This window comes from Dyella sp. (assembly GCF_036568765.1).
Classification (GTDB): Bacteria; Pseudomonadota; Gammaproteobacteria; order Xanthomonadales; family Rhodanobacteraceae; genus GSA-30.
The window spans coordinates 1-13,107 of sequence record NZ_DATCRY010000027.1; the positions used below are offsets into that span (position 1 = coordinate 1).

Here is a 13,107-nt window from a genome sequence, read left to right on the forward strand (position 1 = left end):
GGCTTGCGAGCTTGGCGGCGCGGCATCCTTCGGTTAGCTTGCGCGCATGAACCGTACCGCCGCTCCTCTCGACTCCCGCCAGCACCTGGCTGATCTATTCGCACGCGGGGCCGTGGCCGACGCGGCCGTCGCCGCCGAGGAATTGCGCCGACAGTTTCCGGACGATGCCGAGTACGCGCGCCTGCATGGCCTGGCCTTGTTCCAGCTGGGCCGCAAGGACGACGCGCTGGCCGCGCTCAAGCATGCCATCGAACTGAAGCCAGACCACATCGATGCATGCTGCAATCTTGCCACCGTGATGCAGGAAAGCGATCAGGTCAATGCAGCGATCGAACTACTGCGCGGCACGCTGAAAAAATCGCCGGGCCATCCCGCCGTGCTGCTGACCCTCGGCAACGCACTGATGGCCGCCGCTCGCTATGGGCAGGCGCGCGAGTCCTACGCCATGGCCACGCATGGCGCACCGGAGCACCCCGGGCTGCGCCTGAACCTGGCCGCGGCGGAACTGGAATTGGGCAACGCGCCCCAGGCGCTCAAGCACGTCGAAGAAGCCTTGCAGCTGGAACCCCGCTTCGACGGCGCTTATGAACTGCTCGGCATGGTTTATCGCGCGCAGGGGCGTCGCGCCGACGCGGCACAGGCCTTTCTGAAGGCCGAGCAACTCGTGCCGGAGAATCCGCGCTATCCCCTGCAAGCCGGCATCGCCCTCGACGACGGCGGCCAACTGGAAGAGGCCGTGCAGGCCTATACCCGTGCGTTGCGCCTGGATGCCTCCTCGGGCCTGGCCTTGAGCCAGCTGGTATTCGCCAAGCGGCGTCTATGCGACTGGATCGGTCTGGATGAACTGAGCGCGCGCCTGCACCGTGCGGTGGCTGAACAACGACCGGGCATCACGCCCTTCTCGTTCCTGGCCGAAACGGCTACGCCAGCGGAACAGCTGCGTTGCGCCAGCACGTTTGCCAAACAGACCGAATCGCACACCGAGGCCTTGCGGCGTCAACTGGCCTTCAGCTACCCGAGCCTGCGCGCCACGGCAGCATGGCGCGTCGGTTTCGTCTCCAATGGCTTTGGCGATCACCCGATCGGCCGACAGATCGTTGCCCTGATCGAGGCATTGCGAAGCGACGATCTGGATATTCACTTGTTTGCCACTGCGCCCAGCGACAACGGTGCGATTCGCACACGCCTCGAACAAGCCGCAACCGTGCATGATGTCACTCGGCTCGGTGCCGGCGAAACCGCTACGCGCATCCATGCCGCGGATATCGAGATACTGTTCGACCTGCGCACGCTTGGCAGCGGCTCCAACGTCGACCTGTTCGAGCTGCAACCAGCGCCGATCCAGGTGAACTGGCTGGGCTTTCCTGCCACCTCGGGCGCAGCGTGGATGGATTACCTGCTGGCCGATACCGTGGTGCTGCCCACGCACATGCGCAAGCACATCAGCGAAAAAGTGGTTCGTCTGCCGCGCAGCTTTATTCCTTGCGATCCTTCGGCCGACATGGCGCCACCGCTATCTCGCGCCGAATGCGGCCTGCCTGAACGAGGCACCGTATTTGCCAGCTTCAACGGCAGCTACAAGCTCGACCCGGTTACCTTCGCCCGCTTCATGCTCGTACTGCAACACGTTCCGGAAAGCGTACTTTGGCTGCAGGCGGGCCCGGAAGGCAGCGAGCGTCGCCTTCGCGCCGCTGCGCAGGCGCTGGATATCGATCCCGTTCGCCTGATTTTCATGCCACAACTACCGCATGCGGATTACCTTGCCCGCTATGCCCACGTCGACCTGTTTCTCGACACCGCGCCCTATAACGCCCAGGCCACCGCAATCGACGCCTTGCGTGCCGGTTGCGCTGTGCTGACTCTTCCCGGGGCCAGCTTCGCCGGCCGTATCGGCGCAAGCTTGTTGTTCCATGCCGGGCTCTCCGAACTGATCGCCGAAGACGAGGAGGCCTTCGTCGGCATGGCGGCCGAGTTGGGCAACGACCCGGCCGCGCGAGATGTCATTCGCCGCCACCTGAAACAGTCGCACACGCTGTTCGATATCGTGGGTTATGCCGGGGATTTCCGCCGCGCGATTCAGGCCATGAGTGCACGCCATCGCATCGGCCGCCCCGCGGCGGATATCGACCTGGGAGGATTGTTGTGAGCAAGCGCACCAAGGATTACCAGCAGACACTGGACGAATTGCAACTGCAACTGGCCGAACTCAATCGCTGGCTGCGCCGCAATGGCAAACGCGTGGCGGTGATCTTCGAAGGGCGCGACGCGGCTGGCAAGGGCGGCACGATCAAGCGCATCACCGAAAGCATGGACACGCGCGATTACCGCATCGTCGCATTGTCCAAGCCGACACCTGCCGAAGCTACGCAATGGTATTTCCAGCGCTATATCTCGCACCTGCCAGCGGCCGGAGAATTGGTGCTGTTCGATCGCAGCTGGTACAACCGCGCGGTAGTCGAGCCGGCCATGGGGTTTTGCACGACAGAGCAAACCGAGGCGTTCCTCGAACACGCACCCGTTTTCGAGAAACTACTCACCGACGATGGGATCGTTCTCATCAAGTATTGGCTGGCTGTGGATCAGGAAGAGCAGGAGCAGCGATTCAAAGACCGCGCCAAGGATCCGCTCAAGCGCTGGAAACTATCGCCGGTGGATATTGCGGCGCGCAAGAAATACCGCGAGATCGGCCGTCTGCGCGACACCATGATCGAACGCACGCACACAGTCAACGCGCCGTGGTTCGTGGTGGATTTCAATGACCAGAAACGCGGCCGTATCAATCTGATCCGCCACCTTCTCACGCAACTCCCGCACCACGACGAAAAGATCCCCGCCGTAAAGCTGGACAAGCTCAAGCACAAACCACGCAGCGAGGATGTCACGGACAAGGCATTGTGGGTGCCGGACAGCTTCGGCGAAAAAACTAACGCGTAGCGAATCCCGTCAGGGGTTCGCACGACACGGCGTGCCTCGCCACGGCGCGCACCCGCGCCGCGGGCGGCCCCTGCCACAGCCATCGCTCCAGGGTATCGAGCGCATCGGCCCCGCCGCAGGCCAGCACTTCGACACTGCCATCATCCAGATTCTTAGCGTAACCGGTAAGACCGAGGGCCAGCGCCTGCTCGCGGGTGCTGGCCCGATAGAACACGCCCTGCACTCGTCCACTGACGATGAAGAGTGCGCAGCTCACTTTATTTCTTACCCAGTCCGATCGCTTCGCCGAGCGATTGCTCGTTGACCGTACCGACAAAACGCTTCGCCACCTTGCCGTCCGGAGCGATCAACCAAGTGGTAGGCAGGCCGCGCGGCTCGTCGAAATCGGGAAGCGGCTTGTCCAGTGTCACCTGTGCCACCGGATAGACCACCGGGTGCTTGACCAGGAAGGCCTGGATATCCGCCTTCTCGCTATCGTCGTAAGCCAGGCCGATAGCCGCGACCTTGTCCTTGTGCTCGGCGACGAACTTGGAGATATCCGGCATTTCCTTGATGCATGGCACGCACCAGGTTGCCCAGTAATTGACGATCACCCATTTGCCGCGCTCGGCGGCGAGGTCGAAGGTCTTGCCGTCGAGCGTGGCGACCTTGAGCTTGGGCTGCACCGGCATATCGGCGCGTGCGGATGGCATGGCCGACAGACATGCCGCGGCAAATACGAGGGGGGCAAGCAACTTCATGGAGAACGTGATCCTTCAGGTTTCGGCGTCGATCGCGCAGCACTTCGACGATGGGGATGGGGGGTAGGCCGTTTCAAGTCGGGTGCCCAGTTCGCCCGCCAGCGACTGCGCCACGCGCTCCAGCACCGCAACCAGTTCATCGGGCAGCGCCAGTCCGAGCGCTGCCACTTTTTCCATCGGGCGTAATGGCAACCGATAATTGCTGTGACTATACACCCGCAGCAGGTCGGCACTGTCCAGACTGCGGCTAAGCAGCCAGCCGCCGCTCTCGCTGCGACGAATCAGGTCCGCCCGCAAGAGATCGTCGAAATAATCCGCGATCGCCGTCGTATGGAGATACGGTGCCTGCGCACGAATCGTTGCCGGCTCGACATCGCAACCGCCTCGCTGCGCATCGATGAAGAATTTGAGTACCACCAGCAGGCCGAGGAATTCGTCGCCCTGCGGCAAGGCTTCGCTCGGTTTTTGGTAATCGAACGCAGAAATCGACGCGGCGATCGACGCGCCTAGAATCACGATGACCCAAGAAAGATAGATCCATAGCAACAGGATCGGCAACGCCGCCAAAGCCACACCGTAGATCTGCTGGTAGGTCTGCGCATTACGCACGAACAGCGTGAATCCCCAGCGCACCACTTCGAACAACACAGCGCCGACCAGCGCTCCGATCGCCGCCTTGCGCCATGGCACGCGGCGATTGGGAATGACCGTGTACATCAACAAAAGAATCAGGAAGGTCAGCACGAACGGCAACGTACCGAGCAGGCGTGTGCCGATGTCCTGAAACTGCCCGACTGCACCGTTGAGCAACGGCAGGGCCGTCGCATACGAGATGACCGCTATCGCACCGACCATCAGGATCGGGCCCAGCGTGAGCGCAGCCCAGTACAGCAACAGGCGCGGTATCCAACGTCGCGCGCGTGATACCCGCCATACGCGATTGAGCCGCTCTTCGATGCTGATCATCATCGAGATCGCACTGAACAGCATGACCAGGATACTGATCCCGGTCAGCCCGCGCGCATGGGTGGCGAAGCCTTGCAAGGCACTTTGCACTTCGTCGCCAGCGGCGGGCACGAAATTGCGAAACACGAAATCGAGCAAGGTCTCGCGAGCGCCTTCGAACATCGGGAACGCCGCAAACACGGTCAACACCGCCACCGTCAGCGGCACCAACGAAACCAGGGTCGTATACGACAGCGCGCCGGCAGTTTCGAAGCATTTGTCGTCGATGAAACGCTGCCACATGAAGCGGCCGAAACTCAGCACGTGGGCGCGGTCAATACGGTAGGCCATGAGATGGGTCCTTCATCGATGAACCTTGAACGGTTCGCCTTCTGCGAGAGGACTTTAGGCGATTTGGGATGAATCGCAACCTGGAGGCAGTCGAGAGGCTAGGGATGAGTAGTGGAGGCACAAGCCCGAACAATGGATCCCAGCTTCAATATTGCGACGAACGCTTCGCGGACCTGGCGTTCGCGGTCACCTCGCATTTGTGCGCCGTCGCTACTCGCCCCCTCGTCGCTCCCCTGAACAACCCCGACCGGTACACTAGTCCATCGATCCCGCACGACACACAACCATGAGCCAAGAAATCCTGGTGCTTTACTACAGCCGCAGCGGCCATACCGCGCAGTTGGCACGCCTTATCGCCCGCGGCGTGGAGGAAGTTCCCGGCATGCGGGCGCGGTTGCGCCAGGTACCGCCCGTGGCGCCGGTGACCGAGGTGGCCCAGCCACCCGAGCCGGAAGATGGCGCACCTTACGCCAGCCGGCAGGATCTGCACGATTGCGCCGGCCTGGCCCTTGGCAGCCCCACCCGCTTTGGCAATATGGCCGCGCCGCTGAAGTACTTCCTCGATAGCACCGGCGCCGAATGGGCCAGTGGCGCCCTGGTCGGCAAGCCGGCTGCGGTGTTCACCGCGACAAGCACCATGCATGGCGGACAGGAGTCCACCCTGCTTTCGATGGCGCTTCCCCTGCTCCATCACGGGATGTTGTTACTGGGTCTGCCGTTTACCGAATCGGCATTGAACGCCACGCAAAGCGGCGGCACACCGTATGGCGCAAGCCATGTCTCCGGCGCACAAGGCGAACGTGGTATCAGCGAGCACGAGCGCGAGCTGGCGCGTGCGCTCGGCCGCCGCCTGGCCGAGACCGCGCGCAAACTGGCAGCATCGGCATGAGCCCCTTGCCGGCGACGTATCGTGTCGGCTTGGCGGCATGGGCCGGCCTGCTCGTGCTGCAACTGGCATGGTATTTCTGGCTGTTTCCGCCACAAACCATGCCGCTATGGCTGGTTGCCTGCCTGACGGCGCTGCCTTTGCTGCTGCCCCTGCTTGCCCTGAGGAATGTACGGCGCGCGCTCTTATGGACAGGCATCCTGAGCCTGTTCTATTTCAGCCACGGCGTGGCCGAAGCGTGGAGTTCGAGCACCGAACGCTGGCTGGCATGGCTGGAGATCGCGCTCACGCTGCTGTTGATCGGCACGCTTGGCGCCGGAGTACGACGCAAGCGTGCATGAGCGCCGTGCGTCAGCCGAATACCAACATGCTTTGATGTCCCAGCGCGACCGGCTCGCCATCCGGCCCCCACAGCACCAGGCTCTGGCTGGTATAGCCGTCCATCGCCGCATCCAGCCGTGCATCGACCAGCCAGCCCTCACATGAGTAATCGCGTCGATCGCTGACCAGTTCCAGCATCCACGTCAACGAGCTGCCGGGTGCGGGCTGCTTCAACATGGAAAGCCCGATCGGTGGCATGAAGTCGGCGAATACGACAATGCGCGTCTCGTCGACTGGGCCTGCATCCTTCAAGTCCAGCGCAACCGAGCTTTCTGTGCTGCTGCCACCGGAGAACGGCAGATCGCCTCGAAGCCAGCGCGCGTTGAAATGCTGGGTGAACTGCGGCGTGACGCCAGGTACGAAAGGCAGCACGGCGGCGCGGGAAGACGCATCGCGCGCCATACGCCGAGGCGACTCACGCACAATGGACTGGCGCGCCATACCGAACACCGCGATCGCGAGGCATAGCGTCTGCTCGCCCTCGACAATACGCCCTTCGAGTTGCAAGGTGTTTTTGCCGGCGCGCAGCAACCGTGCCTGAATCGTCACGCCTCCAGCCGGGACCGGAGCAAGAAAAGTTGCCTGCACCGTGCGCAGCGGCATATCGGCAGGCACCTGCTCGCGCATCGCGCGCAAGATCAGCGCGACTTGCAAACCGCCGAACGCGCTGCGGCCCTGCAACCAGCTTTCGTCGAACTCGGCTACCCACCGGTCGCCGCGCTGCACGACCGTTTGCATGACTTCATGGAAAAGCATTGGTCTGTTTCCTTCAGGATCAGGTCCAGGCACGTTCGATCAAATCGACCACCGGCAATCCGCGTGGCAGGCTGCCGTACGCGCGTCCATCCTCCCCATCGAGCCGACTGGCCAGGAAGGCTTCGGCCACCGGCGTATTTCCTGCCGACAGTAGCAAGCGCGCCTGCAAAGCCAGCGCCATATCCTGCGTAATCTGCCGGGCTCGATAAGCCAGATCCGCCGGATCGGCCAACGCGGCTTTCAGACGCGCCACCAGCGCTACCAGACGGCGATCGCCATGCCCGCCGTCGAGTTCGTCGAACAGCGCGTCAGCCACGCCGGGCTCCTTGGACAGCGCGCGCAACACGTCCAGGCATTGCACGTTGCCCGAGCCTTCCCAGATCGAATTGACCGGCGCCTCGCGATACAGGCGCGGCAGGATGTTGTCCTCGATATAGCCGGCACCGCCCAGGCACTCGGCCGCTTCGTTGATCATCGCCGGGGCGCGTTTGCAGATCCAATACTTGCCTACTGCGGTGACAAGGCGCGCAAAACGGTGTTCGCGCTCATCGTCCTGACGATCCAGCGCCTGTCCCATGCGCAAGGTCAGGGCCAACGCCGCCTCGCTTTCCAAGGCCAGATCGGCCAGCACATTCTGCATCAGCGGCAAATCGCGCAGCCGCTGCCCGCCGACATGGCGATACGTGCAGTGATGCACGGCCTGCGTCAGCGCCTGGCGCATCAACGCGCTGGAGCCGATCATGCAATCGAAACGAGTCATCGCCACCATCTCGATGATGGTCGGCACGCCCCGCCCCTCCTCGCCGACCATCCAGGCCAGGGCGCCACGAAACTCCACTTCGCTCGACGCGTTGGATCCATTGCCGAGCTTGTTCTTCAACCGCTGGATATAGAACTGGTTGCGCGTGCCATCGGGGCGGTGTCGCGGCAGCAGAAAACACGTCAGTCCCTTGTCGGTCTGTGCAAGGGTCAAGAAGGCATCGCACATCGGTGCCGAACAGAACCATTTATGACCGAGCAATTCATAGGGCTGGCCGCGGCCTGGCGTGCCGACGGGATAGGCGCGCGTAGTGTTCGCTCGTACATCCGTGCCGCCCTGCTTCTCGGTCATGGCCATGCCGATGGTGACGCCGGCTTTCTCGTTCATGGGCACATTGCGAGGATCGTACTGCCGGGTGAGGATCTTCGGCACCCAGGCCTCGGCCAGCTCCGGCTGCAAGCGCAACGCCGGCACGCTGGCGAACGTCATGGTCAGGGGGCAACCGCTACCGATCTCCGCCTGGGCATGCAGGTAATACAGCCCCGCGCGGGCTACTTGTCGCGCCGGTTGCGGCTCATCCCAGGGAATGGCGACCAGACCGTGCTCGATCGCCGTGCGCATCAACTCATGGTAGGCGGGATGGAATTCGACCAGGTCGATACGGTGACCGTAGCGGTCGTGGCTCTTGAATACCGGCTTGTTTTCATTGGCCAGAAAACCCGCTGCCATCAGGGGTCCGCCGGCGAGTTCGCCATAATGCCTTAGCTGCGGCTCGGCCCACCCTGCGCCGTAGCGCAGCAGCCACTCCCGCAGGGCGGGATCGCGACTGTACAGGTTGCTGCCATCGAGCGGCGGCACCTGATTGATGACTTCGTGCGTCTCGGCATAGCGGTGCAGATCCATCGCGGACTCCTGAAAGGACAGGCAATACCCGGGAGTTTCCACGATTGCGCCGGCATGGCAAGCAAAGCCGGGCCGGGGCCGCTAAAATACTCCGGTTTCCTTTAGGCCTGGATCGCGACCATGCAGCATCTCACCATCGTCACCACCGGCGGCACCATCGACAAGATCTATTTCGACGACAAGTCGGATTACAAGATCGGTGCACCGCAGATCGGCGAGATCCTCAGCCAGCTCGGCGTCGCCTTCCAGTTCGACGTGATCCCGATCCTGCGCAAGGACAGCCTGCATATGGGCGACGAGGATCGCGTACTGATCCGCTCCACCATCGAAGCGCAGCCGCATCGCCACGTGCTGGTGACCCACGGCACCGACACCATGGTGGAAACCGCGCGCGAATTGGCCCAGATCAAGGGCAAGGTGATCGTACTGACCGGCGCGCTCAATCCCGCGCGCTTCCAGGGCTCCGACGCCGTGTTCAACATCGGCTGTGCCGTGGCGGCTGTGCAGACCTTGCCGGATGGTGTCTACATCACGATGAACGGCCGCGTGTGGGATCCGTCCAAGGTGCGCAAGAACCGCGATGCCAATCGCTTCGAAGAAGCATAAGTCATAGCAAAAAAATCGCTAATTTGGCGGTTTCAACCGCGACCTCGCCGTGACGCCATGGTCGATCGCGGCTGAATCCGATCGCTAAAAGATAGGCGGACAATTGTTGAAGCCCCTATGGCCGCTCAGCCACTGCAGCTGAGCGGCCGCTGTTGCATGGACTTACCAATACTGCCCGACGTACGTGTTGAACTTCGAGATATCCAGGCTGCCCCATCCGGTGGTGTTGTCCCAACCGGCGGCGGCGTTGTACCCGTAACCGTTGTAGCCGTTATTGCCCGAAGTTACGTCGTGCACCGGCGCCGGTGCATGGGTGGAGAAGTTCGCGTACATGCTCTGCGTCGGCAAGCCATAAGCATTGCCGTGTGCAGACTGGATTCGCGCCCACACGCCCACGAAGATCGGCGAAGCCAGGCTGGTGCCGCCGATCTGGTACTGCTGGCCGTCGATATAGATGATCGCACCGGTCGACTGCGCGGCATCGAAAGCGATATCCGGCACTTCGCGCTTGGTCACGGACGAGCCCAACGCCGCGGTTTGCCAGGAGGGTGCCGTCTCGAACGAGCTCACGCCACCGCCGGTCGCCCACAGGCGTTCGTTGTTGTCCACGCCCGGATCGATCTCAGCCAGACCTTCGTTCCACACCGTCTCGTTCGACCACGTCGTACCGCTGGTGCTCAGCGTCGTGCCGCCCACGGCCACCACGTTCGGTGAACTGGCCGGCTCGCTGACGGAGTAGTGGCTGAGCGTGATCTTCACCGTCCCGCGCGAGTTGGCCACATAGCCTGGCGAGCCTTCTAACGGGTCGCTCGACCACTGGTACACACCGGCATCGCCGGAGGCGACCGAGAACGTCTGCCCCTGTGCGGCAGCCTGCGCGAAGATGGCATCGTCCGCCGACTGGGTTCCGGAGTTGTGCGCGGCAGTCTCGTCCTCGCCGAGCGAAACGTTGATTACCTTGGCCACATCGTCGGTCACGGCACGATTGTACGAAGCGGTAATCGCCGCATCGGTCAGGCATGAATCGTTCGAGCAGTTCGGCGTGGCGTAAAAGATCAGCTGCGAAACGCCACCGGAGGTGCCCACGATCGTCTGGCTATCGAGATTCCATTCGCCGTCGCCATTGGGATCGTCGACATAGGCCTGCGAACCGGTCTTGACCACCAGCGTATTGGCCGTGGCCATGCCGGCATTCGTGGTGAAGGTCTTCAGGTCCGCGATCGTCTGGGTCATGTCGCCCCAGGTGATGATGCCCACCTTGGTGCTCGATGCCGCCGGGACCGTGCCTACGTCATAGATCGCCGGGAACTGGGACGGGCTGTGCGCTACCTGCGACGCCGCCGCCTGCGGCTGGGCATGGCCGTCGGTGCGCGCAAAGTGATACATCGGGTGCGGTACGTTGACGTCCTGCAGGCCGAGCACGGCGTTGACGATGCCGTTCAGTTCCTGCGGCACCATCGCCGGCGAATCGTTGGCGATGTGCTGGCGCCCGTTGTAGTTGAAGGTCTTCATGCTCGCGTTGAACGCGGTAGCCACCGTAGCGGCGTTGCCGTCGGCTTCGATCAGCAGGTTGTTATCCGCCACTGTTACATTGCCGAAGCCCGAGCGCTTCAGATGCGCCACGACCTGCTGCACCTGCGCGTCGGTCGGTGCGTACTGCGCCTTGAACTCCTCCGGCGTCAGGAACTGGCGATAGCGAGGATTGCCCGGCTGATTTACATCGTGCAGGAAAGCCTGCAGCTGCGCTTCGTTGCGCAGATTCAGGCTGAGCGCCACGTGCAGCGGCCTACTGGCCTCTAGCGGCGACACGGTAGCATCCCCCAATGCCGGCATGTCGTGCATGTTGAGTGCCCAACCGGCAGCGCCAGCGGTGGGCGACTTGAGCAGGGCCGCATCGGTACGCGTCGACGACCAGCTTCCCGCCGCATGTGCGGACAACGACAACACGCTCAGCGTAAGCGCCAGCGGCAACACCGCCTGACGCAGCTGCAAACCTTTACCCCAAAAGCGTTTGCTAAGAATCATGCTTGCTCCAGATTATTTTTTGGACGAAGCCTTCCCCGCGGCCGGTAACCTTCGTTACGGTCGTTAGTCAAAACGAGGGGGATGGGACGATGGACTTGCTTCTTCGGTACAACACCCTCAGGTCGTTCGCGCGCACCTCTCCCCGCCGGCCCTCACGACCGGCCACGCGCTAAACGTGTGCGATGGATGAAAGAAAACGACCGGACCGAATGGCCCTCGGGGCGGCCCGCATACTGCGGACACCTGCAAGCTAAAGCTGCATGCGCGCGTCGTCAACACAAGTGAAGCCGCGATGTCTTCGCATCGTCATGTCGAAAAAATCTGCGCGCACGCACGCGGCATCACATGGCCTTCACCGATTCGATCAGTAAAACGCATGTAACGCGCCATACGCACCTCGTTATCGAACGCGCGAGGCACATATGAAGCGCAAAAATTTTCGCGCGGGCGCTGTGCAGAATGGATTGCGCGATTAAACAACGACTGAAGGCAAGGCCCGCGCAAGCGATACAACGACGCTTGCATCCAATTCGCTTCGCCATCGCGACAGCGTGACGCAAGCGCCGCGATTTGCTTAGAGCATGCCTGTTTCGAGCTTGGCGGCATCCGACATCATGGAATGATTCCACGGTGGGTCGAACACCAGATCGACATCGGCTTCGGCGACGGTCGGAATCAGTTCGAGCTTGGTGCGTGCATCGTCTACCAGGATATCGCCCATGCCGCAGCCAGGTGCGGTCAAGGTCATCTTGACGTAAACCTTGCGTTGCTGATCGGCGGCCGGCTCGACGTTGACATCATAAACCAGGCCCAGCTCCACCACGTTGATCGGAATCTCCGGATCGAACACCGTGCGCAGTTGCTGCCACACGAGTTTCTCGACGTCGGCATCGGACGCATCCTCAGCCAGCTCGAGCGGCGGAGGCGGCTCCTTGCCCAGCGCATCGGCATCGTTGCCGGCGATGCGGAACAGATTGCCTTCCACGTAGACGGTAAAGCTGCCGCCCAGCGCCTGGGTGATATAGCCGATCTGTCCGGCCGGCAGCACCACTGGCTCGCCCTGCGGGACCATGATGGCCGCGCAATCGCGCTCCAAGGTGAAAGGTTCGCTGCTTACACTGAAACCGCTCATGCCGACCCTGTCGATACTCTCGTCCGACGCGGTCGGATGCCGCGCCAAGCCGCCTATTATGCGCCCGACGACCGGGACCTGCCCATGGAAATCGGGCCGATGAGCAGCTTTCTCAAGCGGCACAGGTTCCAAACCTGCCATGCAAGCTATTATCGCGGTTTTGCCCCAGGACAACCGGATGTCGGATTCTACGCTTCAGCTCGCCGCGGCCTCCTGGGCACCACTGGCACCATGAGCCTGCGTCATTTGCTCGGCCTGTTTTTCGGGCTGGTTTGCACGCTGATGGTCGGATTGGCTGCTGGAGCGATCTGGTTGGTGCCGACGGTCATGGTCGGACGCCTGATGCCCTGGTTGGCCCTGCCGATCGGCTGGGTGCTGGGGCGTGTGATCAGTGGCTGGGTCTACCAGGGCGGACGCGTCAGCGCTGCCGTGCTGGCAGCGCTTTCTATGGCGTTGGCGGCCACCTACCTTTCCGTCCTGATCGCTGCCGCTCGCATCGCCGGCTCGCTGGGCCTGGGTTTCTTCGACACGTTGCGTATGTCAGGCCTGGCGCTGCTTGGCGACATCGCGCGCCTGACGATCACGCGCGGCGATCTTGCCTGGTACGCGCTGGGCATCGCGGCGGCAGCCATCGCCGCATCCCGTCTGCGTCATCGCGCCGCGCCGACGCGCCCACCCGGGGCCTGAA

At 62.6% G+C, this 13,107-nt stretch carries 13 protein-coding genes; 6 read left to right on the forward strand and 7 right to left on the reverse strand.

Annotated elements, in window-relative coordinates; genetic code table 11:
- Window positions 1-46 precede the first annotated feature (46 nt).
- Together VIM98_RS02255 and ppk2 are read left to right on the forward strand one after the other, a co-directional pair.
- A complete protein-coding gene (locus VIM98_RS02255) occupies window positions 47-2,146 on the forward strand; it encodes a tetratricopeptide repeat protein (protein WP_331991464.1) in 2,100 nt (699 codons plus the stop codon).
- Window positions 2,143-2,934 carry a polyphosphate kinase 2 gene (gene ppk2 / locus VIM98_RS02260; RefSeq protein ID WP_331991465.1) on the forward strand — a complete coding sequence of 264 codons (792 nt, stop codon included), beginning with the start codon at window positions 2,143-2,145 and terminating at the stop codon, window positions 2,932-2,934. The genes VIM98_RS02255 and ppk2 overlap by 4 nt, the downstream gene beginning before the upstream one ends.
- Here the strand turns inward: ppk2 and VIM98_RS02265 are convergent.
- From VIM98_RS02265 to VIM98_RS02275, 3 genes are read right to left on the reverse strand one after another with little or no spacing between them, the layout of a single operon-like run.
- Window positions 2,924-3,190: an acylphosphatase gene (locus tag VIM98_RS02265; RefSeq protein WP_331991466.1), complete on the reverse strand. Its 267-nt coding sequence runs from the start codon at window positions 3,188-3,190 to the stop codon at window positions 2,924-2,926. The genes ppk2 and VIM98_RS02265 overlap by 11 nt on opposite strands.
- A 1-nt stretch (window position 3,191) precedes the next feature.
- On the reverse strand, window positions 3,192-3,674 hold the full coding sequence (locus VIM98_RS02270) for a TlpA disulfide reductase family protein (protein ID WP_331991467.1): 483 nt from the start codon (window positions 3,672-3,674) through the stop codon (window positions 3,192-3,194).
- Between the two features lie 15 nt (window positions 3,675-3,689).
- Window positions 3,690-4,970, reverse strand: coding sequence for a YihY family inner membrane protein (locus VIM98_RS02275; protein WP_331991468.1), 1,281 nt, complete (start codon window positions 4,968-4,970; stop codon window positions 3,690-3,692).
- Between the two features lie 286 nt (window positions 4,971-5,256).
- On the opposite strand from VIM98_RS02275, the gene wrbA reads away from it, so the two are divergent.
- Together wrbA and VIM98_RS02285 are read left to right on the forward strand one after the other, a co-directional pair.
- Window positions 5,257-5,859 (forward strand): NAD(P)H:quinone oxidoreductase, encoded by a 603-nt coding sequence (wrbA, locus tag VIM98_RS02280; protein ID WP_331991469.1) that lies wholly within the window; start codon window positions 5,257-5,259, stop codon window positions 5,857-5,859.
- Window positions 5,856-6,197 carry a DUF2069 domain-containing protein gene (locus tag VIM98_RS02285; RefSeq protein ID WP_331991470.1) on the forward strand — a complete coding sequence of 114 codons (342 nt, stop codon included), beginning with the start codon at window positions 5,856-5,858 and terminating at the stop codon, window positions 6,195-6,197. Before wrbA ends, VIM98_RS02285 begins: the two co-directional genes overlap by 4 nt.
- 10 nt (window positions 6,198-6,207) lie before the next feature.
- Here the strand turns inward: VIM98_RS02285 and VIM98_RS02290 are convergent, their stop codons facing one another.
- Together VIM98_RS02290 and VIM98_RS02295 are read right to left on the reverse strand one after the other, a co-directional pair.
- Window positions 6,208-6,993, reverse strand: a complete 786-nt coding sequence (locus VIM98_RS02290) for a thioesterase family protein (RefSeq protein ID WP_331991471.1) — start codon at window positions 6,991-6,993, stop codon at window positions 6,208-6,210.
- Window positions 6,994-7,012: 19 nt separating this feature from the next.
- Window positions 7,013-8,656: an acyl-CoA dehydrogenase family protein gene (locus VIM98_RS02295; protein WP_331991472.1), complete on the reverse strand. Its 1,644-nt coding sequence runs from the start codon at window positions 8,654-8,656 to the stop codon at window positions 7,013-7,015.
- A gap of 120 nt (window positions 8,657-8,776) precedes the next feature.
- Here VIM98_RS02295 and VIM98_RS02300 point away from each other — a divergent pair, with 120 nt between their 5' ends.
- Entirely contained in the window at window positions 8,777-9,262 is a 486-nt protein-coding gene (locus tag VIM98_RS02300; protein WP_331991473.1) for an asparaginase domain-containing protein, read from the forward strand.
- 162 nt (window positions 9,263-9,424) lie between these two features.
- Here the strand turns inward: VIM98_RS02300 and VIM98_RS02305 are convergent, their stop codons facing one another.
- Both VIM98_RS02305 and sufT read right to left on the reverse strand, forming a co-directional pair.
- Window positions 9,425-11,287, reverse strand: coding sequence for a S53 family peptidase (locus VIM98_RS02305; protein WP_331991474.1), 1,863 nt, complete (start codon window positions 11,285-11,287; stop codon window positions 9,425-9,427).
- 574 nt (window positions 11,288-11,861) lie between these two features.
- Window positions 11,862-12,419 carry a putative Fe-S cluster assembly protein SufT gene (gene sufT, locus VIM98_RS02310; protein ID WP_331991475.1) on the reverse strand — a complete coding sequence of 186 codons (558 nt, stop codon included), beginning with the start codon at window positions 12,417-12,419 and terminating at the stop codon, window positions 11,862-11,864.
- Between the two features lie 99 nt (window positions 12,420-12,518).
- Between sufT and VIM98_RS02315 the strand changes: the two genes are divergently transcribed.
- On the forward strand, window positions 12,519-13,106 hold the full coding sequence (locus tag VIM98_RS02315) for a hypothetical protein (protein WP_331991476.1): 588 nt from the start codon (window positions 12,519-12,521) through the stop codon (window positions 13,104-13,106).
- The last annotated feature ends 1 nt before the right edge of the window (window position 13,107 follow it).